The organism is Pseudomonas sp. MF08875 (genome assembly GCF_059862525.1).
This window is the reverse complement of sequence record NZ_JCBCUW010000004.1, coordinates 45,987-69,771: the sequence shown is the minus strand read 5'-3', so window position 1 is coordinate 69,771 and position 23,785 is coordinate 45,987. Positions and strand designations below refer to the sequence as shown.

Here is a 23,785-nt window from a genome sequence, read left to right as displayed (position 1 = left end):
GCGTGCTACACCGACGCGGGTAATAGGGTGATGCGGTAAACGCAGCGCCGGGATTCGTCCAGCAGGTGTTCTTCACGGTGCACCAGGGCCTGGGGGCCGGCGACTTCCTGGAACAGTTGCAGCTCGGAGCGGCAAAAGCCCTGGCAGGTGCGGGCCGCCGCGCAGATCGGGCAATGGTCTTCGATCAAGCGCCAGGCGTCGCCGTCGCGCTCGACCCGGGCCATGTAGCCTTCTTCGGTGCGCACCCGCGCCAGTTGCTCCAGGCGTTCGGCCAGGGTCTGGCCGTTGCAGCGCTGCTGGTAGGTGGCACGGGCTTCGCATTCGCGCTGGCCGATCAAGCGGTCCAGGCCTTCTTCGCCGAACAACTGGCGGATCGAGCCGATCAACTGCACCGTCAACTGCGCGTGGGCATCGGGGAAGCGCCGGTTGCCCGCCTCGGTCAACGCCCAGTTCTGCCGTGGCCGGCCGACGCCAGAGGTGGTGTCCTGGTGGCCTTCGATCAGCCCCGCGGCCAGGAGTTTTTGCAGTTGCTGGCGCGCCGCCTCGGCGGTCATGTCCAGGGCCTGGGCGATCGCCGCATTGGGCAACGGGCCACGGGTTTTGAGCAGAAACAGGATGCGTTCTGACGTAGGTTGCCCCTGTGCTTTATCCAAGCTTTCACTTGTGTAACTCAATGTATCCCCCTAATATCCAAGCCAACGCTTGGATATTAGGCGCCGGCCGCTCACCTGTCGAGGAAACCCTGATGCACACAGACCCAACCCCCACCGCCACTTGGGGCGAATTGTTCAGCGGGCGCAATGGCCTGCTGGCCCTGGCTTTGGTCGGCGGCGTGGCGCTACACGCGATCAACGTGCACATCGTCACCACCGTGCTGCCGTCGGTGGTGCGGGACATCGGCGGCCTCGCCTGGTACGCCTGGAACACCACACTCTTTGTGGTGGCCTCGATCATCGGCGCCGCCCTCTCGGTGTGGCTGCTGGCGGCGGCGGGCAAGCGCGGGGCCTGTGTCACGGCGCTGGCGGTGTTCGCCCTGGGCTCGGCGATCTGCGCCCTGGCGCCTTCGATGCCCTGGATGTTGTTCGGGCGCAGCGTGCAGGGCCTGGGCGGCGGTACGCTGGCGGCCCTCAGTTATGCGCTGATCCGCCTGGTGTTCGAGCCGCGCCTGTGGCCGCGGGCGGTGGCGCTGGTGTCGGGCATGTGGGGCGTGGCCACCCTGTGCGGGCCGGCCCTCGGTGGCCTGTTCGCCCAGGCCGGGCACTGGCGCTGGGCGTTCTGGACGCTGCTGCCGGTGGCGTTGCTGCAAGGCCTGCTGATCGTGCTGCAACTGCGCCCCGCACCCGGCCAGGCCCGGGGCAGCGATGGCCCGGTGCGCATTCCCTTTGTGCAGATCGCCCTGCTCGCCGCTTCGGTGTTGGCCATTGCCGCGGGCAGCCTGTCGCCACAACTGCTCTGGCAAGGGCTGGGTGTGGTCGGCGGCTTGCTGCTGGGGCTGGCGGCGGTGCGCCATGACCGCCGCGCCGAGGTGCGCATGCTGCCGCGCGGCGCCACGGCGCTGACCACGCCACTGGGCGCGGTGTACGCCAGTGTCGCCCTGCTGCTGGTGGGCACTACCTGCGAGATTTTCGTGCCGTACTTCCTTCAAACCCTGCACGGCCACACCCCCCTGGCGGCGGGTTACCTGACCGCTGCCATGGCCGGTGGGTGGAGCCTGGCTTCGGTGTTTTCCTCCGGGCGCAGCGGCGCCAGCGCCGAGCGCTTGCTGCGGGTTGGCCCTGCCCTTTGCGCCCTGAGCCTGGCAGCCCTGGCGCTGCTGATGCCCACGGCCGGGGTGTTTTCGCCAGCGATTGTGACCCTGCTTTGCGGCCTGGCCCTGGCCGGTGCCGGCGCGGGTGTGGGGATTTGCTGGCCGCACCTGCTGACCCGCGTCCTGACCCTGGCCCCGGCCGGCGAAGAGGGCATGGCCTCGGCGGCGATCACCACGGTGCAGTTGTATGGCATGGCGGTGGGCGCGGCAGTCGCCGGGCTGGTGGCCAACGCCGCCGGGCTCAACGGCCCTAACGGCGTCGCCGGTATTCAATCGGCCGCCCTATGGTTGTTCGCCACCTTTGCCCTGGCGCCGGTGTTGAGCTTCGTGCTGGCGCGGCGCATCAACCCCAAGGCTGCGGCCACCAACGCGGCCACGGCCAAGGAGTGCTGAGATGAGTACGCAATTGAGTGTCTGGATATTCCAAGCAATCAACGCCGTAGGCTTGAGCCTGTGGCTGCTGATCGCCGCGCTGAATAACTGCAAAGGCTTTGCCGGTTCCGTCGGCGCGGTGGGCGCCACGCTGTCGATGGCACCGCTCAAAGAGGCCCCTGCCATCGATACGCCGCTGTTGGGCCGCGCCTTGGCGGCACCGTGGTGGCCACGCCTGGCGCTGGGGGGGGTGCTGGCGCTGCAAGTGTTCGCCGCCCTCGCCTGCCTGGTGGGCACCTATCAGTTGTTGGTGGGCGGCGACCTGGCCGCCGCCCGGCCTTGGCTGAACCTGGCCCTGAGTGGGTTCGCCGGGTTCATCTTCGCCATGCACCTGGGCGGGTTGTGGTTCGGCTACTGGATTCGCCAGGAAGGCTTGCAACTGACCCACCTGGCGCTGCTGATCTGGGTCAGCCTGGCATTTTTTCTCTTTAACCTGTCCTTGGCATAAGGCGCGCGCTGCGCCATTCTGGGCGGCCACATCGTCCCTAGAAAACAAGGATGCGTATGCGTATCGAACGACTGGACCAACCCACGGATCAAGATCGCCTGGCGATCCTCAACCCGCTGTTGGCCTACAGCGAAAGCAAGGTCAACAACCCTTACTTTCAAAACTTCGCCCTGGTGGTGCGCGACGAACACAGCGACGAAATCCTCGGCGGCCTCTATGCCAAGATTTCCTACCAGTGGCTGTACGTCGAGCTGCTCAGCGTGCCGGAACAGGCCCGTGGCCAGGGCGTGGGTACGCGCTTGATGCACATGGTCGAAGAGCTGGCGCGGGAGAAGGACTGCACCGGCATCTGGCTCGGCACCTTCGACTTCCAGGCCCCGCAGTTCTACAAAAAACTCGGCTTTACCCAGTACGGCCAGATCGACGACTACCCGCCAGGGCATTGTCAGCACTTCTTCCAAAAGCGCCTCAACCCCTAAGCCCCAGTGCCTCCCCCCTGTAGCCAGCACCGCCCCACCGTCAGTGGGCGCGGGCCGGTGGGTTTTGGTGCGAGCCTGCTCGCGATAACGCTGGCCCAGGCAATGAAGATGTCGGCTGTGCGACCACCCTCGCGGGCAGGCCCGCTCCCACAGTGATGGCCGCAGCTTGGGTGGGGCGCGGCTTAAAACAACCCCAACTGCCCACCCACCAGGGTCGAGAAATCGTCGCCGACAAAGGGCAGGATCGCGTCGGCCACCGGTTGCAACTGGCGGGCCACGTAGTGCTCGTAGTCGATGGCGCCAGTGCGCACTTCCAGGGGTTCGGGGCCGGCCTGGGTCATCACGTAGCTGATCCAGCCACCGTTCTGGTACTGGCGCGGGCGGCCCTGGCGGTCGTTGTAGGCGTCGGCCAGGCGCGCCGCGCGCACGTGGGGCGGCACGTTGCGCTCGTAGTCGTCCAGGCGTCGGCGCAGGCGCTTGCGGTAGATCAGCAATTCATCCAATTCGCCTGCCAGGGTGCGTTGCACAAAATCGCGCACATAGCCCTGGTGCGGCTGGCGGTTGAAGATGCGCAGGTACAGCTCCTGCTGGAACTGCCGGGCCAGGGGCGACCAGTCGCTGCGCACGGTTTCCAGGCCCTTGTAGACCATCTCATCGCTGCCATCGGCGCGCCGCACCATGCCGGCGTAGCGCTTTTTGCTGCCCTCCTGCGCGCCGCGGATGGTGGGCATGAGGAAGCGCCGGAAATGGGTTTCAAACTGCAACTCCAGCACGCTCTCCAGGCCCATTTCGGCCCGCAGGTGCTCGCGCCACCACTGGTTGACCTGGGCCACCAGGGCCTGGCCGATGCGCGCGGCGTCCTCTTCGCTGTGGACGCTGCCGAGCCAGACAAAGGTGGAGTCGGTGTCGCCATAGATCACCTGATGGCCCTGGGCTTCGATCAGCTTGCGGGTCTGCTGCATGATCTGGTGCCCGCGCAGGGTAATGGATGAGGCCAGGCGCGGGTCGAAGAAGCGGCAACCGCTGGAGCCGAGCACGCCATAGAAGGCGTTCATGATGATTTTCAGCGCCTGGGACAGCGGCCCGTTGTGCTCGCGCTTGGCCACTTCGCGGCCTTCGGAGACCTGCGCGACGATGGCCGGCAGGCAGTGGCGGGTGCGCGAGAAACGAGCGCCACGAAAGCCCGCCACCGACTCGCTGTCATCGGGGTGGCGCAAACCTTCGACCAGGCCCAAAGGGTCGATGAGGAAGGTGCGGATGATCGACGGGTACAGGCTCTTGTAGTCCAGCACCAGCACCGACTCGTATAGGCCCGGGCGCGAGTCCATGACAAAACCGCCGGGGCTGGCCTGGGGCGGCAACGTCCCCAGGTTCGGCGCGACGAAGCCTTGGCGGTGCATCTGCGGAATGTACAAATGGCAGAACGCCGCCACCGAGCCGCCGCTGCGGTCCGCCGGTTGCCCGGTGACACTGGCCCGTTCCAGGAGGAAGGTGAGCAGCTCGGTCTTGGCGAAGATCCGCGTGACCAGTTCACAGTCCTTGAGGTTGTAGCGGGCCAGGGAGGGTTTGTCCTCGGCGAACATGCGGTCGATTTCGTCCATGCGCTGGTACGGGTTGTCGATGCACTTGCCTTCGCCGAGCAGGGTCTGGGCGACGTTTTCCAGGCTGAACGAGGGGAAACTCCAAGTGGCCGAACGCAGCGCCTCGATGCCATCGATAATCAGCCGCCCGGGGGCCGAGGCGAAGTAGTGGTTTTTGCGGTTGCCGTGCTCGCGCCATTCCATTTCGCCACCGTTGCGCCCCAGCAGCAGTGGCACGCCGAGGCGCCGGGCGTGTTCGTGAAGCACCCGCAGGTCGAACTGCACCACGTTCCAGCCGATGATGGCGTCGGGGTCGTGGCGCGCCAGCCACTGGTTGAGGCGTTCGAGCAACAGCACGCGGCTTTCGCAGTACGCCAGGTTGAAGCCCAGGGCCGGGTCGTTGTCTTCGCCGCGCCCGAGCATGTACACCTGGCGCTCGCCACAGCCTTCAAGGCCGATGCAGTACAGCTCGCCGAAGGCGTTGGTCTCGATGTCCAGGGACACCAGTTTCAGCGCCGGGCGATAAGCCGGCGCCGGTTTGAGCTGAGCGTCGGCGAGCAGGCCCGAAGCCTGGGCGACGCCGCTGAAGGCCACGGGCGCGGTGATGAAACGCTCCATCAGGTAGCGCTCGGGCGGGCGGATGTCGGCCTCGTAGACTTCCACCCCGGCCTTGCGCAGCACCTTGTCGAGGTGGATCAACTGGCGGTGCTGGCGGCAGTACAGGCCCAGCACCGGGCGGTGGTGAAAGTCCACCAATTGCAGCTCGCGCAGCTCCACCTCACGCTCATCCGCCAGCAACGCTTCACAGGCCCCACGCTGCTCGGCCAGGACAAACGCCACCGAGGGCTGCACCGCCAGGCGCAGCAGGCGCGGGCCACGGTCGGTGGCCAGCCAGAATTCCACCTCGGTCCCGGCCGGCGTGTCGCGCCAATGGCGGGTCAGGATAAAACCCTGTTCGAGCACGCTGTTCACCTTTATCGGGCGGCCGGAATCTGTTTGACGTGGGCCAGCCACTGCGGGTTCAGGGCGATTTGCTCGGGCTCCAGGCCCAGCTCCAGCATGCGCTCGCGGTGGCGGTCGATCTCCTGCACCGACTGGCTCAGGGCGCTGGTGTTGGCGTCGAGCAGGTGCATCTGGGTCAGGCCCAGGTGATAGAAGCGCAGCAGTTTCATCGCCGTTTCATCCCCCGCCGCGACACCGGCCGTGACGTGGTGCATGACGTTGGTCACCCGCATCAGGTTGCGCTTGAGCTGCCAGCCATAGGCCGCAGACGCCATCCACGGCTGCGACCAGAACTTGAAACGCACCAGCGCCGCACACACCAGCACCGAAGCAATCACACCGCCCAGGTTGTAGCGGAAATTGTCGCCGCCCGGCTCACCCAACAGCTTCACCGCCAAACCCGACAGCACCAGGCCCAGCAACACGAACACCACGGCTATCACCAGGGTGCTGCGGCGGGTTTCGCGCCGGTAAAGGATGGGGTCCTGGTGTTTGATCTCGAACATCATGGCAAAGGCGTCCAGTAGGGGGAGGAAAGAAAGCGGCGGGCATTATCACCGCTATGACGGCCGACAGACACCGGCAATGACCCGATCAGGGCGGCTATTGCGCCAGATCAGGCTAATGCCTCACTTGACCCCGCTGGCGACAGGCCGGCGCACACCTCACGCACACAGCCGCGCAACCAGCGGTGGCCAGGGTCGGCGTCCAACCGTGGCGGCCAGAGCAGCGAGACAGTGATCGGCGCCAGCGCCAGCGGCAGGGCAAAGCTGTGCAGGCCCTGGCGCAGGCCGGTGGTGTGGTGCTCGGGCACGCTGGCGATCAATTCGCCGCTGCGCACCAGGGCCAGGGCGGTGGAAAAGCCGCCGACCACCGTCACGATGCGCCGTTGCAAGCCCAGGGTTTGCAGGGCCAGATCGATGGCCGCAGGCCCGTTGTGCAGGCCCGGGCGCGACACGCCGATGTGGCGGCCCTGGGCGTAACGGGCAGCGCTGACGACGCCCTCGGCCAGGGGATGCTCAGGGCTGACCACGCCGATAAAACGGTCGCGGAACAACCCTTGGGCGATCAGCTCCGGCGCGGTGCCGGGGCCCACTACCGCGGTTTCCAGGTCCACATCGCCGTCGCGCATCGCACTGCTGTCCTTGTTCGGTTTGCCGACGAAGCGCAACTGCACCCCCGGCGCCTGGGCCGCGACGCGGGCCAGCAGCGCCGGGCCGAAGGTTTCGACAAAACCGTCGCTGCTGCGCAAGGTGAAAGTGCGCGCCAGTTGCCCCAGGTCCAGCACCGTGGCCGGGCGCAGCACCGCTTCGGCGTCGCGCACCAATTGGCTGACCTGCTCGCGTAGCGCCAACGCCCGGGGCGTCGCTACCAACCCGCGGCCGGCGCGCACCAGCAAGGGGTCGCCGGTGGTGGCCCGCAGGCGCGCCAGGGCCCGGCTCATCGCCGAGGGGCTCAGGTGCAGGCGCTGGGCGGCACGGGTCACGCTGCCTTCGCTGAGCAAGGCATCCAGGGTGAACAGCAGGTTGAGATCAGGTTTCGTCATGGCCGGACGATAGCACGTTGCCCATCGAGATATGGCGCCCCATGCACAGGTGATATGCAACCCGTGCGTCTTCCGCCCCTCCCCGGCGCGCCTTAGGCTGCTGCATGCGCCCACCCCGGGCGCGCCTCAGGAGCCCCATGTGAACCCGACCCCCGCCCTCGCCAGCCTGGCGCTGACCCTGTTGCTGTGTGCCCTGGGCACCAGCATTGCCAACGTCGGTTTGCCCGCACTGGCCCAGGCTTTTGCCGCCCCGTTCGGCCAGGTGCAGTGGGTGGTTTTGGCCTACCTGCTGGCCATCACCTGCCTGATCGTCAGCGCCGGGCGCCTGGGCGACCTGCTGGGTCGGCGCCGGGTGCTGCTGGCCGGGGTCGCGCTGTTCAGCCTGGCGTCGGCCCTGTGCGCGGTGGCGCCCAGCCTGGGGATATTGATCGGCGCACGGGCCCTGCAAGGCGTCGGCGCCGCGCTGATGATGGCCCTGACCCTGGCCATGGTCGGCGACACCGTGGGCAAGGCCCGCACCGGCAGCGCCATGGGCCTGCTCGGGACGCTGTCGGCCATCGGCACCGCCCTGGGCCCGACCCTGGGCGGCGTGTTGATCGACGGGTTCGGCTGGCGGGGGCTGTTCGTACCCTGCGCTGCCCTGGGCCTGCTGACCCTAGCCCTAGGCTATCGCTACTTGCCCGCCGACCCACCCAGGACCGCACCCAGCGGCTTCGACCCCTTCGGCACCCTGCTGCTGGCCCTGGCGCTGGGCGCCTATGCTCTGGCCATGACCTTGGGGCGCGGCAGCCTGGGCCTGCTTAATGCCCTGCTGTTGCTGGCGGCGGCGCTGGGCGCGGCGCTGTTCCTGTGGGTCGAGGCACGGGTGGCGGCGCCGTTGGTTCATTTGCCGCTGCTGCGGGCGCCATTGATGAGTACCAGCCTACTGCTCAACGTGCTGGTGGCGATGGTGATGATGGCCACCCTGGTGGTCGGCCCGTTCTATCTGACAGACGCCCTGGGCCTGGCCCCGGCCAGCGTGGGCCTGGTGATGTCGGTGGGGCCGCTGATGGCCGCGTTCAGTGGGGTGCCGGCGGGCAAACTGGTTGACCGCTGGGGCGCGCTGGCGGTGCTGCGCCTGGGTTTATTCACCCTGGCCCTGGGCGCGTTGGCCCTGGGCTGGCTGGCGCCATGGCTGGGGGTGGTGGGTTACCTCGTGGCGTTGGCGATCCTGACGCCGGGCTATCAGTTGTTCCTCGCGGCCAACAACACGGCAGTCATGCAGGATGTGCCCGCCGCGCAACGTGGCGTGGTGTCGGGCCTGCTCAACCTGGCCCGCAACCTGGGCCTGCTGAGCGGCGCGTCACTGATGGGCACGGTATATGCCCTCACCGCACAGCACGGTGGCGCCGGCCAAGGCCTGCAATGGACCTTCACCGGCGCCACCGTGCTGTTGGGGCTGGGCTTGGCACTGGCCTGGCGCCTGCGCCGGTAGGCGATCAGGCCTTGGTCGCCACGCCTTGTACCTGTGCCGCGGGCTGCGCCGGGGTGCGCAGGGTCCACAGCAGGTAGACGCCCACCAAACCGGCGGCCGAGAGCGACAACATCCCCGCCCGTGGGTCGGTGAACCAGATCTCCATGTTGGCCTTGAGCATCGGCGCGACGAAACCGCCGATGTTGCCCATGGAACCGATCAAGGCAATCCCTCCCGCCGCCGCCACGCCGCCCAGGTAACTGGTGGGCAGGGTCCAGAACAGCGGTTGCACGGTGACGAACCCCGCCGCCGCAAAGCAGAACGCCAACAGCACCGGGCCGAAGCTGTTGAGCAAAGCCGAGGCGGCAATGCCGATGGCGGCCAGGGCGAGCATGCACATGGCCATTTTCAGGTGCGAACCGTGGCGGTCGGCGTAGCGGGTAACGAAGTACATGGCGATGGCCGCGCACAGCCAGGGCACGGCAATCAGCATGCCCACCTTGAACCCCACCGTGGTGCCCAGCAGCTCGGCGATGCGCGTGGGCAGGTAGAAGATCACCCCGTAGACACTCACCTGCACGCTGAAGTAGATCAGGATGAATTTCATCACCCGGGTGTTGCGCAGCAGGTCCAGCAACGTTTTCGGGCCGTGGCTGACCTTGAGTTTGTCCTCGGCCTGCAACTCCAGGCTCAGCGCGGCTTTCTCCTGGGCGGTCAGCCAGTTGGCCTCCTCGGGCTTACTCTTGAGGTAGAACAGCGCGATGATCCCCACCACTACCGCGGCCAGGCCTTCGACCAGGAACATCCACTGCCAGTTGGTCAGGCCGAACATGTCGTGCATTTCCAGCAACCACCCCGACAGCGGGCTGCCGAGCATCAGCGCCAGTGGCAGGCCGAAGTAGTAGATGCCGATCGCCTGGCCACGGCGCTGGGCCGGGAACCAGTAGGTCAGGTAGAGGATCACGCCCGGAGAGAAGCCCGCCTCGGCCACGCCCAGCAGAAAGCGCAGCACGTAGAACGTGGTTTCGTCGCGGGTGAACATCATCGCCGCCGACACCAGGCCCCAGGTAATCATGATCCGGCTCAGCCAGACCCGCGCCCCAACCCGGTGCAGCATGAGGTTGCTGGGCACCTCGAAAATCGCATAGCCGATGAAGAAAATCCCCGCGCCGAGGGCGAACGCCGCGTTGCTCAAGCCGATATCGGCTTGCAGCGCGGCCTTGGCAAAGCCGACGTTGGAACGGTCGATCATCGCCAGGGCGAACATCAGGGCAAGGAATGGCAACAGCTTCCAGCGGCACTTGGCGAGGGCGCTTTCGATGGCAGCCAGGTGGTCTGATCGTGTCTTTTCTGGGGTCATGGTATGAGCCTTATTATTAGATTTTTCCGCTATCAGCAGCGCTGACCCCGGCACGCTAGTGCAGCCCACCGATAAATCCCAATGACATATTTTCAACCTTTGATATCGTTTCGTTATCAATGCCTCGGGGTGCCCTATGGAAAACGACGAAATATCCTACGCCAGCGTCAGCAAGTGGCTGAAAATCAAACACCTGCTGCTGATCGACACCCTGGCCCGGACCCGCAACATGCACACCACCGCCGAGCTGATGAACCTCACCCAACCGGCCATCAGCAAAATGCTGCGCGACATCGAGCGGCTACTGGGCTTTGCCTTGTTCGAGCGCCAGACCCGCAGCATGGCCCTCACCGAACTGGGGGAATTCGTGGTGCGCTTTGCCCGCATGACGTTGCACGACACCCAGTCGTTCGTCGACCAACTGAACAAAGTGCGCAAGGGCGGCCACGGCCATTTGAAGATCGGCGCGATCTTCGCCGCCACCTCGGTGGTGCTGCCCGAAGCCATCACCCGCATCAAGCGCGAGCGGCCACGGTTGTCCATCGAAGTGATCGAACAAACCAGCAACCAGTTGCTGGAGATGCTGGAACACAAAAAACTCGACCTGATAATCGCCCGCTTCACCGACGAGCGTTACCAGACCCCTTACGACTTCCGCCCCCTGGGCCACGAACCGTTCTGCCTGGTGGTCAACCGCGAACACCCGCTGGCGCGTTTCGACACGGTGGCCATCGCGCAACTGAGCGACTGGCCGTGGGTCATGTACCCCTTCAACGCGCCCCTGCGCCGGCAAATGGACGCCGCCTTCGCCCGCTTCAACCTGCCCACCCCCACCGACACGGTGGAAACCATCTCCATGCCCACCTTCCTGCACCTTCTGCAATCGGGCCCGATGCTGGCCATGCTCCCCGAGTCGATGGTGCAACCCCAGGTGCAAAGCGGCTTGCTCAAGGTCCTCGACACCCCCTTCAAGGTCGAACCCCAGGACTACGGCATCATCACCCGCAAAGACGAACTGCCCAGCGAAGCGGCGCGGGTATTTGTCGAGATCCTGGTGGCGTTTGCGCGGGAGCGGGAGGGGCAAGTGGGTTAACGGGTCAGCTGCAGGGCAGTAGGCGGGTTCACCCCAGGCTATCGCCCCTCACGGCTGGCGCTCGCTGCGGTCATAAATTGTCGTAGGCCGATTCCCACCAATCGCGTCCGTTTGGTCTGATTTCGCGCAATAAATTGCCTCGCTAGCATCGCGTTTTGTCCTGCGCGAGTGCGTGCCATGCCGCCATCCTCTACCCCAGAACCCACTGTTCCCGCCGACAACATGCGCGTCGCCCTGGCGTACATCACCGGCGCCCCGGAAAAACTCTTCGACGCCAGTGTCGATACCGCCCTCTGGGTGTGGGAGGCGATCCAGGGGGACTTCAACCAAGACCGCAGCACCGGGCAAATCGCCTTCGACGCGGCGGTCTCCATGGTGCCCTTGGTGGACCAGGTCTGCGACATGCGCGACTTGGTCGCCAACTGCCGCGAACTGCAAAAAGACCACAGCAACACCTGGGCCTGGGTCGGCCTGTGCCTGACCCTGATCGGCCTGTTTCCGGTGCTCGGTTCCCTGGTCAAGGGCGTGCTGAAAATCTTCTTCCTGTTCATCCGCCGCTCGGGCGGCCATGCCGTGGAGCAGGCCGTGGACGAGGCGATGACCTGGGTCATTACCTTGCTGCGCAAAAAGGAAGTGTTGAAGTACTGGCGTGGCATGAAATGGGGCCAGGTGTTCAAGGAACTGGCTGACGCCATCAAGAAGGTGCGCAACCAGATAGACGTCTTGAGGTTGCTGCACGCCTTCGACCGGGGCATTGCCCTGCTCAACACTTTGCTGGGCAAAGTCAAATACGTCCCTGGGGCCGCCGCCAAGGCCGAGCAAACCCTGAACATGGTCAAGGCCGTGCGTTTGCAAGCCAATGCCCATATCGGCAAAGCCCTGCAACCGATACGCGACGCCCTCGACATCGTGATCCGCCGGTTGGAAATGGAAGACCTGATGCAGCATCGAGCGATCCTGAACACGGTGAATGTGCACTTTCACGGCGGATTGCCCGAGGCGCGGGCGGTGAAATTGATGCGGGATGCGAAGCCGTTGCCGGGGTGGTTGAGTCGGGGGAGGCCGGGGGAAAGGTTTGCTCCGCTAGATCCAAGCAAGAAAATCAAGGCTGTCAACGAGAGCGTTAAGCTCGGCTTTCCAAGCCTTGATGCTAAACAGATCAAAACCTTTGCAGAGGGCATGGAGGCAGTTGAACTGGTCGGCCCCCTACGCCTTTACCGCATCATAGGCCCCGGCAGTGTCGCCAGCGCCCAGGACTGGGTCACGGAAGCCGTGTTCAAGCAAATCATGGACTCAGCCAACCCCAAATCTGCCTGGCGCAAGTACCTGGCAGTGTGGCCGGACTGGAACGTCAACGGCCAGTTCGTGGTGTACGAACTCAAGGCCGGGGAAACCCTCAAGGTCTGGAAAGGCCCCGCGGCGTCCCAAGTCAAGGATGGGGAAATGGAACTAGGTGACCGCTATCTGGAAGGCGGCTGGGAACAAATCAAGTTCGATTCCAAGTTCATCCGTAATAGCGCCGGCGAAAGCACCGCTGAAGCCTTCGACACCCTGACCTACTACCGCGTGAATCGCCAGACCGGTCGCATGGAACCTGCCCCGGACATGAACTACGAGCGTTACAAAAACCTGTCGCCACAAGAGCAGGAGTTCTATGAGTGCCTGCGCGAAAAAATCAATCACCCCGCCATCAGCGGCCCCTTTGATACCGCCTGGGGCATGACCGAATTTGATACCCAACTTAATAACGTGCGTCTCGGCCTGCCCAACTTGCCCGGCCAAGTAACGGAGTTTAAAAAATGAATCCGCTTTATCCGATGACCCCAACGTATCACCTGTCGCTTTGGCAGAAACGCCAGGCAGCAATGCTCTATTACTACTCGTCGCAAAGTTACTTGGACGCTTTGTTGCCGAAGATCGAAGAGTTGATCGTCATGGCTGAGATGCTTTTGGAGCGCCGTTCGATTCTCGACCCCCTGATGGTCAGCGAACGCTGGGGCGTGCGCGAAACCGCAGCCAACTGGAGCACCGGCGGTTTTCCGGCCTTGATTGCCTACAGGCAAAGCACGATGTGGCATATGGCCAAGCGCGCCGACCAGTGCTACGGCATTACAGGAACCAATCAATGCGCTCATCTGTTGGGCGAACTTTCAATGCAATGGGCCACTGCAGAACAGGAAAAGAAGTTTCGCGAACGGGCCGATGAGGTTTTTTCCTATGGGTTCCATATTGACGGTGTCATGGAAGGGTATTGGGACGATGCGTCATTTTGGTGGCGATGGATAAGAGATAAGAAGAATTTCCCTCACTTGCCCAAATTCAAAGTCCACTTCGATATTCAAGGAGAAACTGGGGAAGTACCTATTCGTACCGGCGTTTATGTTCCCCAAGATGATCCTAATGGCGCCCTACAATTTGGCTGGACGGGAGGCGGAGAGGGCATGTTTATACCCCTCAAAAAATGTAAAACCCTCAACAATATCGGCCTGGACGCGCTGAAAACCCTTGGCCGTGCTGGGTTGTGGGAGGACGAGGAAGGTTTGCGCAAGTTTATCCGGCAACCTCAATACGCCAACACGTTCAAAGTTGAAGGTGATGCCCAAGACCAGGTCATGGAAAAAGCCTTCACTTACCGTCCCTGCAAGTGGTACTTCGTCGAACTTCTCGAAGGCGAGTTTGAAGACAGCGACCCCGACGCCATGGCCGATGCACCCGGCAGCGAGCCGCAGCACCCGCCGCGCAAAGCCAGCGGCGAGCCGTGCCCCCACGCCGGTTGGTGGTTCAGCCCCGCCCGTGAGGGTTCGCGGCAGTATTTCCGTGATGGCGCAATTTTTCCCAAGCTGGAAGGCGACTACGGCTACACCTTCTGGCTCTGGAGCCCGGATCAGTCCAGGCCAGCACTTTGATCGTTAAATGCAGGCCAGGCGAACCCGCCTGGTCTGCACTGTCCGGGCACACAACATGAACGCTCTTTATCCGATGACCCCGACTTATCACCTGTCGCTTTGGCAAAAACGCCAAGCGGCGATGCTCTATTACTACTCGTCGCAAAGTTACTTGGATGCTTTATTGCCCAAGATCGAAGAGTTGATCGTCATGGCTGAGATGCTTTTGGAGCGCCGTTCGATTCTCGACCCCCTGATGGTCAGCGAACGCTGGGGCGTGCGCGATACCGCAGCCAACTGGAGCACCGGCGGTTTTCCGGCCTTGATTGCCTATCGGCAAAGCACGATGTGGCATATGGCCAAACGCGCCGACCAGTGCTACGGCATTACGGGAACCAATCAATGCGCCCATATGCTGGGTGAGTTTTCAATGCAATGGGCCACTGCAGAACAGGAAAACGAGTTTCGCGAGCGCGCCAATGAGGTGTTCTCGTACGGTTACAAGATTGACGGTGTTATGACGCGGGACTGGAACGATATGACATTTTGGTCAATTTGGCAGCAAATCAAAGGACAGTTTCCGCGGTTGCCAAAATTCAAAGTGCATATGGATATTGAAGGTAAAACCGGGGAAGTTCCGCCACGTACTGGCGTCTATGTGTCTCAAGATGATCCTCTGGGTGCCCTGCAATTTGCCTGGACCGGAGGCGGCGAAGGTATGTGGAAGACGCTAAAAAAATGTCAAACGTTCAATGATTTAGGTCTGGATGTCTTGAAAACCTTGGGCCGCGCAGGCTTGTGGGGCGATGAGGACGGTTTTTCGAAATTTATTGCACAAAACCAATATAAGGGTGTTTTTACGGATCCCATTTTTTCGGCTCGTTATCAAGTGCAATCCGACTCCTTCACTTACCGCCCCTGCAAGTGGTACTTCGTCGAACTTCTCGAAGGCGAGTTTGAAGACAGCGACCCCGACGCCATGGCCGACGCGCCCGGCAGCGAACCGCAGCACCCGCCGCGCAAAGCCAGCGGTGAGCCGTGCCCCCACGCCGGTTGGTGGTTCAGCCCCGCCCGTGAAGGTTCGCGGCAGTATTTTCGCGATGGCGCAATTTTTCCCAAGCTGGAAGGCGACTACGGCTACACCTTCTGGCTCTGGAGCCCGGACCAGTCCAGGCCAACACTTTGACCGCTCACAGGCGATAGTCCTTGAACAACTCCTCCTTGATGATAAGTAGCGCGTCTTCGTAGTAACGCTCGCCCCGGGCCTCGCTTAGCGGCACCGAGCGCACGCTGGGCGGGGCGCCTTTGGGCAGGTGTTCGCAGGTGAGGAAAAACTGTGCGGTGACGGGTTCGAATTCCAGGTAGTAGAACAGCTCGCGACCTTCTTTATTCCAGTAACCGATTTCTCTACGCATCGAAGCCTCCGGGCCCAGGTTGAACGCGGGTGATCGTGCGGGCTTCAGCTTCGCCTGTCCAGGCCGATAGGTTGGGCGACCGCACGCCTTTACCCAGGAGACGCCCTTTTGCGAACCGCCCTTGTTGCCCTGCCCTTCGCCGCCGCGCTGTTCAGCAGCCCGACCCAGGCCGCCGAGCCTTTTGCCCTGTACGACGTGACGCTGGGCAGCGGCTTCAATGAAGCCGCCGCTCACCTGCAAAACCTTTGCCCCCGTGGCTGCCCGGCGTACACCAGCCAGAACGCCACCGGCATTGCGGAGCTGCAGGTATTCATCAAGTTCGCCACGGTGTACTTCTCCAACACACGGCGTACTGAAGTGGACCGCGCCAAGCCCTATGAGGCGGTCATCATCACCACCGGGCCGGGCAAGAAAGTCATCTCCATCACCGGCGAGGTGTACAGCGACCCGCTGACGGCGCGCACCTACGCCGACAAAATGGCCGCCCGCGCGCCGATGCCGTTGCAGGCGTTCAGCGAGATGAACAAAGACACGCGCATCGACCTGCGCGCCGATGCCAGCACCGACCACGCCCTCAACCTCTACGCCCCCTACCTGCGCGGCCAGCGCATGCAGATCAGCCAGTGGCAAACGCGCCCGGGCACCGCCATCGCCCGGGTGATGCTGATGGATTTCGACGCCATGAGGCAGTTGGAAGCGAGCAACCCCCAGGCCTTTGCGCAGCTGCGCAAGGCCCACCATTTACCGATGCGCCGCCATGGCACTGAGGGCCTGGCGCCCCGTGTCGGCAGTTCCCTGGAGTTGAGCCGCGCCCCGGGCTATCCCTGTGCGGCGGGCACGCCCGTGACCAAGCTGGTAGACGGCCGCGACAGCCTCAAGGTCGTCGCCGAGCAGACCGAGGGGCCGAACAAGGCGCCGAGCCAGCTTATGGTCAATGGCGTGGTAGTGGCCAAGGCTGCGCTGTTCGATGACGGCATGACGTTCGAGGGCGTGCAAAAACTCGACCAGGCCCCGGGCCTGTACCGGGTGCACGCCAGTTGGTTCGGTAACGGTTGCAGCGCCCAGCAGGAACTGCTGCTCAACGTCACCGACGGCAAGGGCTATTTGTCCGAACCCTTTGGCCGTTGCAACACTCTATTGACGGTCAACAACGGCGCGTACTACTTCAGCTATGAGGCTGACGAGTACGAATCGGCTACCACCCTGGTCGTCCAATGACGGTATAAGGGTAGGTGGCGTCCGTGCCAGAGCTGTCTAGGCTTAAGCCAGGCATCCCGCACGGGGCCCCATGCCAGTCACCGGCTCTTTCTGTTCAAGAGGTTGCTGCCCGTTCGCGGCGCGGCCACCTCGTTTTCTGGAATCCCTGCATGACCCAACGACACGTCATCAACGCCTCGGTTAGCCCCAAAGGCAGCCTCGAAACCCTGTCCCAGCGCGAAGTGCAGCAACTGAGCGAAGCCGGATCGGGCAGCATCTACACCCTCTTTCGCCAATGCGCCCTGGCCATCCTCAACACTGGCGCCCACGTCGATAACGCCAAGACCATCCTTGAGGCGTACCACGACTTCGAAGTGCGCATCCACCAGCAGGACCGCGGCGTGCGCCTGGAATTGCTCAACGCCCCCGCCGACGCGTTCGTCGATGGCGAAATGATAGCCAGCACCCGCGAGATGCTGTTCAGCGCCCTGCGCGACATCGTCTACACCGAAAACGAACTGGACAGCCAGCGCATCGACCTGAGCAGTTCCCAGGGCATCACCGACTACGTTTTCCACCTGCTGCGCAACGCCCGCACCCTGCGCCCGGGCGTGGAGCCGAAAATCGTCGTGTGCTGGGGCGGGCACTCCATCAGCACCGAGGAATACCAGTACACCAAAAAAGTCGGCCATGAACTGGGCCTGCGCAGCCAGGACATCTGCACCGGGTGCGGCCCCGGCGTGATGAAAGGGCCGATGAAGGGCGCGACCATTTCCCACGCCAAGCAGCGCATCAGCGGCGGGCGCTACCTGGGCCTGACCGAGCCGGGCATCATCGCCGCCGAAGCGCCGAACCCCATCGTCAACGAACTGGTGATCCTGCCCGATATCGAAAAACGCCTGGAAGCCTTCGTGCGCGTGGGCCACGGCATCATCATCTTCCCCGGCGGCGCCGGCACCGCTGAAGAGTTCCTGTACCTGTTGGGCATCCTGATGCACCCGGACAACGCCGGCCTGCCCTTCCCCGTGGTCCTTACCGGGCCGCAAAGCGCCGCGCCGTACCTGGAGCAGTTGCACGCCTTCGTCGGCGCCACCCTGGGCGAAGCGGCCCAGGCCCATTACCAGATCATCATCGACGACCCGGCCCAGGTGGCGCGGGAGATGGTCCAGGGGCTCAAGGCCGTCAAGCAGTTCCGTCGCGAACGCAACGACGCCTTCCACTTCAACTGGTTGCTGAAGATCGACGAAGGCTTCCAACGTCCCTTCGACCCGACCCACGCCAACATGGCGGCCCTGCAACTCAACCACCAGTTGCCACCCCATGAGCTGGCGGCGAACCTGCGGCGGGCGTTCTCCGGCATCGTCGCCGGCAACGTCAAGGACAAGGGCATCCGCCTGATCGAAGAACACGGCCCCTACGAAATCCACGGTGACGCGGCGATCATGGGGCCGCTGGATCAACTGCTCAACGCCTTCGTCGCCCAGCACCGGATGAAACTCCCCGGCGGCGCGGCCTATGTGCCGTGCTACCGCGTGGTGACCTGAAGCGTCACAGCGCGTCGATGTGCCGGTAGTCCAGGCCCAGGCCTTGCGCCAGGGCTTGGGCGCGGCCCAGCAGGATCGGGCCGCGTTCAATGTCCACCAACAGCCCCGGGCAATTGAGCCGGGGCAGCCCCTGCCAATCCTTGACCCGACCGTCGGTCAACAGCAATAGGCGTTGCCGCTGCGCCGGCAGGCGTTTGCGCCGCGCTGCCAGCCATTGCCCGGCCTCGGCCAGCGCCGCCAACAACGGCGTACCACCCGCCGCCCCCAACGCCTGCAACCAGCCCTGCAACCCGGCACTGGCCTTGAGCCCTTGCACCTGCCAGTGCGGCGCGGCACCGCTGGCCGTCAGTAGCGCCAAACGCGCCCGTTGCCGGTAAGCCTCATCAAACACCTGGGCCAACAGCCCCTTGGCATCGCTCAAGGCCTGATGGCGACGGGTGGAGGCCGAGGCGTCGACGATCACCAGCCACACCTCATGGGGCGCACGGCTGCGGGCCTGATACAGCAAATCGGCGCGGCTGCGTGGGCGGCCCTTGAGCAAGGTGCCCGGCCAGTTGACCGTGCCGCTTTGCGCGCTGCGGCTGCGCCCTTGGCGGCCCTGATCCAGCAGCCCGGCGCGGGGCTTAGCATCCGCCCCCGCGTCAGGTCGGGGGCGGATGCCTAGGGCTTTTTTGGCCAGCTCGGCACCTCACGGCGCGCGCCCACCGGCACCGCCTGGGCAGGCATTTCGCCCCACTGGCCCTGGGCGGACGACGCGGGTGTTGGTGCGCCCGAGGCCGGCGGTGGGCTGGCTGCGGGCGGGGTGCTGGCGGCCGGGTCGCGGCGGCGGTGGCGCAGGGCAAAGTCGGCCACTGCGTCAATATCCACGCCCTCAATGGCCGTCGCCCCGCGCCACGCCGCGTGGGCCCGGGCCGCGCGCAGCCACACCAGGTCAGCACGCATACCATCCACCCCGGCGGCAAAACAGCCCTCGGTGATGTGCGCCAGCGCCGCGTCGTCCAGGGGGATCTGCGCCAGCGCCGCGCGGGCCTGTTGGCAGCGTTGGCGCAAGGCTTGTTGCGCGCTTTCCCACTCGGCGCAGAAGCCTTGCGGGTCGCTGTCGAACGCCAGGCGTCGGCGGATGATCTGCCCACGCTCGGCCGGGAGCGGTTGGCCGCTGAGGGCGACGTTAAGGCCGAAACGGTCGAGCAATTGCGGGCGCAACTCGCCCTCCTCCGGGTTCATGGTGCCGATCAGCACGAAGCGCGCCGCATGCCGGTGGGAGATGCCGTCGCGCTCGACCAGGTTGGTGCCGCTGGCCGCCACGTCCAGCAGCAGGTCGACCAAATGGTCAGGCAGCAGGTTGACTTCATCCACATACAACACACCGCCATCGGCCTTGGCCAACACCCCCGGGGAGAACCGCGCCCGGCCCTCGGCCAGGGCGGCATCGAGGTCGAGGGTGCCTACCAGGCGTTCTTCGGTGGCGCCCAGGGGCAAGGTAACGAACGGGCCACCGGCCAACAGGTCCGCCAGGCCCCGGGCCAGGGTGGACTTGGCCATGCCCCGCGGGCCTTCGATCAATACCCCGCCGATCTGCGGGTCGATGGCCGTCAGGCACAGCGCCAGTTTCAACGCATCGGCCCCGACCACGGCGGCGAGGGGGTAATGGGGGGTGTCGGTCATGTCAGGCGTCTCGTGGAGGGGTCGTTTTTTTGTACAACGCAAAACTCTTGTGGGAGGGGTATCCGCACAGAGGGCAAACCGATAGGCGCGGGTTTCATTGGCTCAGCCCTCTTCTTCGATATCCAGCAGCATTTGCTCCAGAGCCTCGCGATAGGCCCCTGGCTCCTGCCATAAGCCGCGTTGCTGGGCTTCGAGCAGGCGTTCGGTCATGTCCCGCAGGGCATGGGGGTTGTGCTGGCGGACGAAGTCGCGGGTGTCCGGGTCCAGCAGGTAGGCCTCGGCCAGCAAGGCGTATTGATGGTCGTCGATCAGCCCCGAGGTGGCGTCGAAGGCGAACAGGTTGTCGAGGGTCGCCGCCATCTCGAATGCGCCTTTGTAGCCGTGGCGCTTGACCCCGTCGAGCCATTTGGGGTTGGCCGCCCGGGCGCGGATCACCCGGTTCAGCTCTTCTTTCAAGGTGCGCACGCGCGGCCGGTCGGGTTGGCTGTGGTCGCCGTGGTAGCTCGCCGCCGGGGCGCCGCCGAGGGTTTCGACCGCCGCGAGCATGCCGCCCTGGAACTGGTAGTAGTCGTTGGAATCGAGCAGGTCATGTTCGCGGTTGTCCTGGTTTTGCACCACGGCCTGCACTTGGCTCAAGCGCTGGGCGAACTGGCTGCGGGCGGCGGTGCCCTCGTCGGCACCGCCATAGGCGTAGCCGCCCCAGTTGAGGTAGACCTCGGCCAGGTCGGCGCGGGTCTGCCATAGCCGCCCGTCGATGGCGCCCTGCACGCCCGCGCCATAGGCCCCGGGTTTGGCGCCGAAGATCCGCCAACCGGCCTGGCGCGCCGCCGCGTCCGGCGCGGTGCCCGCCGCCAGCAACGCCGCGCGTTCATCGCGCACTTTGGCCGCCAGGGGGTTGAGGTCGTCCGGTTCGTCCAGCGCGGCCACCGCTTGCACCGCCGCGTCGAACAGACGGATCAGGTTGGCGAAGGCATCGCGAAAGAACCCCGACACCCGCAACGTCACGTCCACCCGGGGCCGGTCCAGCAGGCTCAGGGGCAGGATCTCGAAGTCATCGACCCGTTGGCTGCCGGTGGCCCACACCGGGCGCACGCCCAGCAGGGCCATGGCCTGGGCGATGTCGTCGCCGCCGGTGCGCATGGTGGCGGTGCCCCACACCGAGAGGCCGAGTTGGCGCAAATGGTCGCCGTGGTCTTGCAGGTGCCGCTCTAGGATCAGGTTGGCCGAGGCAAAACCGATGCGCCACGCAGTGGTGGTGGGCAGGTTACGCACGTCCACCGAGAAAAAATTGCGCCCGGTGGGCAGCACGTCGAGGCGGCCCCGGCTCGGCGCGCCGCTGGGCCCGGCCGGCACGAACCGCCCGCCCAGGGCCGCGAGCAAGCCATTCATCTCGGCCGGGCCGCAGGCGTCCAGGCGCGGCGCGACCACCTCGCGCAGGTGCGCCAGGATTGCGTTGACCTCCAGCCACGGCTCCCCGGCAAACGGCGCGTCGGCCACAGCCAGGGCCTGTTCCACCACGGCCAGGGCGAACAACTCGAGGCGCTCGCGGGTGTCGCCCGCGGTGCGCCAGGGCTCGTGGCTGGCACCTTGCAACTCAACCGGGCGCGGCCCGTTCCAGGGCTCGCCTAAATTGCAGTCCAGGGGATCAAAACCCAGGGCCAGGGCCTTGGCCAGCGCCCGCAGCAAACTCGACTGAGCGCCGCGGCCGTCGCCCCGGGGGATGCGCAGCAGCGCCAGCAAGGTGTCCAGGCGCAGGCGCCCGGCGGGGGATTCGCCGAACACGTGCAGGCCATCGCGGATCTGCGATTCCTTGAGGTCGCACAGGTAGGTGTCCAAACGCGGCAGCCAGATCGCCGCGTCGGCCTCGCTGTCCAGCGCAGCGTCCAGTTGCAGCTCGCGGTCGATGTGGGTGTCGCGCACCAGGGCGAGGATGTCTTTTTGCAGCTCGCGGGCACGGCGCGGGTCGAGCAATTGGGCGTCGTAGTATTCGTCGGCCAGGCGTTCGAGGTCGCGCAGTGGGCCGTAGGTTTCGGCGCGGGTCAAAGGCGGCATCAAGTGGTCGATGATGACCGCTTGGGTGCGGCGCTTGGCCTGGGCGCCCTCGCCCGGGTCATTGACGATAAAGGGGTAGATGTTCGGCAGCGGCCCCAGCAGCGCATCCGGCCAGCACTCAGGCGAGAGGCCCACACCCTTGCCCGGCAGCCATTCCAGGTTGCCGTGCTTGCCGACGTGGATCACGGCGTGGGCACCGTAGGTATGGCGCAGCCAGAAGTAGAACGCCAGATAACCATGGGGCGGCACCAGGTCCGGGTCGTGGTAGACCGCGCTGGGGTCCACTTGGTAACCGCGCGCCGGTTGAATGCCGACAAAGGTCAGGCCCAGGCGCAGGCCGGCGATCATCAGGCGCCCGGCGCGGTGCATGGGGTCCTGCTCGGGGGCGCCCCAGCGGGCCAACACGGCCTGCTGGTTGGCCGCCGGCAGGGCCTGGAACAGGGCCTGATAGGCGTCCAGCGCCAGGCTTTGCTGGCATGGGCGCAGGTCGAGGCTGTCGAGGTCGTTGCTGACCCCGCCGAGCAACGCCTGAATCAGCGCCGTACCGCTGGCCGGCAGCTCCGCGGGCAGCGGATAACCTTGCGCGTGCAGGGCCCGCAGGATATTCAGCGCCGCCGCCGGGGTGTCCAGGCCCACGCCGTTGCCGATGCGCCCATCGCGGGTCGGGTAGTTGGCCAGGATCAAAGCGACGCGTTTGTCGCCGTTACCCAGGCGCGCCAGGTCCACCCAGCGCCGCGCCAGTTCGGCGACAAAATCCATGCGCTCGGGCTGGGCGCGGTAGCAGACCACATCGGATTGGCTGCGCTCGCTGCGCCAGGCCAGGTCCTTGAAGCTGATGGGGCGGCTGATGATGCGCCCGTCGAGTTCCGGCAAGGCGATGTGCATTGCCAGGTCTCGCGGCCCCAGGCCCTGCTCGCTGGCGCGCCACCCGGGCTCGTTGTCCTGGGCGCAAATGGCCTGGATCACCGGGATATCGCGGCGAAACGGGCGTAAATGGGGGGCTTCGGGGCTCGATTGAGCGAACCCGGTGGTGTTGAGGATCACCGCGGCTGCGGCCTCGTCCAACCAACCTTCCACTGCCGCCAGGCAACCGGGCTCCTTGAGGCTGGCCACCGCGATGGGTAAGGGGTTGAGGCCCGCCGCCTGCAAGCGCTGGCAGAACACATCGATGAACCCGGTGTTCGCCGCTTGCAAGTGGGAGCGGTAGAACAGCACCGCCGCCACGGCTTGCCCGGGCTGCCAGTCGGTATGCCATTGGCTTAGGCTGGCGTGGCCATGGCGAGGGTGGTAGATGGCGCTGCGCGGCAGCACCTGGGGCTCGCCCCACGAATAGTCGCGGCCCAGCCAGCCACTGGCCAGGCAGCGGTAGAAATCCAGGGCATTGCCCAAACCGCCCTGGCGCAAAAACTGCCACAGGCGATCGCGCTCGGGCGCGGCCACGGTGCTCAGGTCGCTCAGCTCCGGGTCGGGGCGGTCGTCCCCCGGCACCAGAATCAGTTGCACGCCGCGCTCGGCCAGTTGCACCAGGCGTTCGATGCCGTAGCGCCAATAGCCGATGCCGCCGTGCAGGGATATCAGGATGACCTTGGCGTGTTGCAGCACCTGCTCGACGTAGAGGTCCACCGAGGCGTGGTTCTGCACCTGCATCGGGTTGGCCAGGCGCAGGCTGGGGTAATCCTCGGGCAGTTGCCGGGCGGCTTCGGCCAGCAGTGCCAAGCTGGAATCGCCGCTGCACAGGACCACCAGTTCGGCGGGGGTTTGCCCCAGGTCGGCGATGTTGTCATCGGCGACGAAACCACCGGGTTGGGTCCTGAGCAGGTGCATGGG

The 23,785-nt window shown here is 65.1% G+C and carries 19 protein-coding genes; 10 read left to right on the top strand and 9 right to left on the bottom strand.

Going from position 1 to position 23,785, the window contains the following annotated elements; translation table 11 throughout:
* Positions 1-5: 5 nt before the first annotated feature.
* Entirely contained in the window at positions 6-653 is a 648-nt protein-coding gene (locus AC19YT_RS03445; RefSeq protein WP_500609725.1) for a helix-turn-helix transcriptional regulator, read from the bottom strand.
* A gap of 92 nt (positions 654-745) precedes the next feature.
* On the opposite strand from AC19YT_RS03445, the gene AC19YT_RS03440 reads away from it, so the two are divergent.
* Genes AC19YT_RS03440 through AC19YT_RS03430 form a run of 3 tightly spaced genes read left to right on the top strand, consistent with a single transcriptional unit; the run spans position 746 to position 3,166 of the window.
* Positions 746-2,200: an MFS transporter gene (locus AC19YT_RS03440; protein ID WP_500609724.1), complete on the top strand. Its 1,455-nt coding sequence runs from the start codon at positions 746-748 to the stop codon at positions 2,198-2,200.
* A 1-nt stretch (position 2,201) separates the two neighbouring features.
* Positions 2,202-2,687, top strand: coding sequence for a DUF2165 family protein (locus AC19YT_RS03435; RefSeq protein WP_095108548.1), 486 nt, complete (start codon positions 2,202-2,204; stop codon positions 2,685-2,687).
* A gap of 50 nt (positions 2,688-2,737) precedes the next feature.
* The gene (locus tag AC19YT_RS03430) at positions 2,738-3,166 is read left to right on the top strand and encodes a GNAT family N-acetyltransferase (protein WP_500609723.1); all 429 of its coding nucleotides are present in this window, start codon (positions 2,738-2,740) and stop codon (positions 3,164-3,166) included.
* Positions 3,167-3,348: 182 nt separating this feature from the next.
* Here AC19YT_RS03430 and AC19YT_RS03425 read toward each other — a convergent pair whose 3' ends face one another.
* The 3 genes from AC19YT_RS03425 to AC19YT_RS03415 form a co-directional block, all read right to left on the bottom strand.
* Positions 3,349-5,709, bottom strand: a complete 2,361-nt coding sequence (locus AC19YT_RS03425) for a DNA polymerase II (RefSeq protein ID WP_500609722.1) — start codon at positions 5,707-5,709, stop codon at positions 3,349-3,351.
* Between the two features lie 11 nt (positions 5,710-5,720).
* Positions 5,721-6,254, bottom strand: a complete 534-nt coding sequence (locus AC19YT_RS03420) for a DUF3087 family protein (RefSeq protein WP_095108613.1) — start codon at positions 6,252-6,254, stop codon at positions 5,721-5,723.
* A gap of 110 nt (positions 6,255-6,364) precedes the next feature.
* Positions 6,365-7,294: a LysR family transcriptional regulator gene (locus tag AC19YT_RS03415; protein WP_500609721.1), complete on the bottom strand. Its 930-nt coding sequence runs from the start codon at positions 7,292-7,294 to the stop codon at positions 6,365-6,367.
* A gap of 139 nt (positions 7,295-7,433) precedes the next feature.
* Between AC19YT_RS03415 and AC19YT_RS03410 the strand changes: the two genes are divergently transcribed.
* Positions 7,434-8,768 carry an MFS transporter gene (locus AC19YT_RS03410; RefSeq protein WP_500609720.1) on the top strand — a complete coding sequence of 445 codons (1,335 nt, stop codon included), beginning with the start codon at positions 7,434-7,436 and terminating at the stop codon, positions 8,766-8,768.
* A 4-nt stretch (positions 8,769-8,772) separates the two neighbouring features.
* Here AC19YT_RS03410 and AC19YT_RS03405 read toward each other — a convergent pair whose 3' ends face one another.
* Complete coding sequence (locus tag AC19YT_RS03405) at positions 8,773-10,107, bottom strand: MFS transporter (RefSeq protein ID WP_500609719.1); 1,335 nt, start codon at positions 10,105-10,107, stop codon at positions 8,773-8,775.
* Positions 10,108-10,243: 136 nt separating this feature from the next.
* On the opposite strand from AC19YT_RS03405, the gene AC19YT_RS03400 reads away from it, so the two are divergent.
* The 4 genes from AC19YT_RS03400 to AC19YT_RS03385 all read left to right on the top strand — a co-directional run bounded on the left by AC19YT_RS03400 (position 10,244) and on the right by AC19YT_RS03385 (position 15,271).
* Entirely contained in the window at positions 10,244-11,200 is a 957-nt protein-coding gene (locus AC19YT_RS03400) for a LysR family transcriptional regulator (RefSeq protein WP_095108553.1), read from the top strand.
* Between the two features lie 177 nt (positions 11,201-11,377).
* Positions 11,378-13,003, top strand: coding sequence for a hypothetical protein (locus tag AC19YT_RS03395; protein ID WP_500609718.1), 1,626 nt, complete (start codon positions 11,378-11,380; stop codon positions 13,001-13,003).
* Positions 13,000-14,106: a hypothetical protein gene (locus AC19YT_RS03390; RefSeq protein WP_500609717.1), complete on the top strand. Its 1,107-nt coding sequence runs from the start codon at positions 13,000-13,002 to the stop codon at positions 14,104-14,106. The genes AC19YT_RS03395 and AC19YT_RS03390 overlap by 4 nt, the downstream gene beginning before the upstream one ends.
* A 55-nt stretch (positions 14,107-14,161) precedes the next feature.
* The gene (locus AC19YT_RS03385; protein WP_500609716.1) at positions 14,162-15,271 is read left to right on the top strand and encodes a hypothetical protein; all 1,110 of its coding nucleotides are present in this window, start codon (positions 14,162-14,164) and stop codon (positions 15,269-15,271) included.
* 4 nt (positions 15,272-15,275) lie between these two features.
* Here AC19YT_RS03385 and AC19YT_RS03380 read toward each other — a convergent pair whose 3' ends face one another.
* Positions 15,276-15,500: a hypothetical protein gene (locus AC19YT_RS03380; protein WP_095108556.1), complete on the bottom strand. Its 225-nt coding sequence runs from the start codon at positions 15,498-15,500 to the stop codon at positions 15,276-15,278.
* Positions 15,501-15,608: 108 nt separating this feature from the next.
* Here AC19YT_RS03380 and AC19YT_RS03375 point away from each other — a divergent pair, with 108 nt between their 5' ends.
* Positions 15,609-16,718, top strand: a complete 1,110-nt coding sequence (locus AC19YT_RS03375; RefSeq protein WP_500609715.1) for a hypothetical protein — start codon at positions 15,609-15,611, stop codon at positions 16,716-16,718.
* Positions 16,719-16,867: 149 nt separating this feature from the next.
* Positions 16,868-18,241: a nucleotide 5'-monophosphate nucleosidase PpnN gene (ppnN, locus tag AC19YT_RS03370; RefSeq protein WP_095108558.1), complete on the top strand. Its 1,374-nt coding sequence runs from the start codon at positions 16,868-16,870 to the stop codon at positions 18,239-18,241.
* A 4-nt stretch (positions 18,242-18,245) separates the two neighbouring features.
* On the opposite strand, the gene AC19YT_RS03365 is transcribed toward ppnN, so the two are convergent.
* From AC19YT_RS03365 to cobN, 3 genes are all read right to left on the bottom strand, one after another.
* Positions 18,246-18,848: a vWA domain-containing protein gene (locus AC19YT_RS03365; RefSeq protein ID WP_095108559.1), complete on the bottom strand. Its 603-nt coding sequence runs from the start codon at positions 18,846-18,848 to the stop codon at positions 18,246-18,248.
* Between the two features lie 53 nt (positions 18,849-18,901).
* Positions 18,902-19,906 (bottom strand): magnesium chelatase ATPase subunit I, encoded by a 1,005-nt coding sequence (locus AC19YT_RS03360; protein WP_500597084.1) that lies wholly within the window; start codon positions 19,904-19,906, stop codon positions 18,902-18,904.
* Between the two features lie 102 nt (positions 19,907-20,008).
* Positions 20,009-23,782 (bottom strand): cobaltochelatase subunit CobN, encoded by a 3,774-nt coding sequence (gene cobN, locus AC19YT_RS03355; protein WP_500597083.1) that lies wholly within the window; start codon positions 23,780-23,782, stop codon positions 20,009-20,011.
* Positions 23,783-23,785 lie beyond the last annotated feature (3 nt).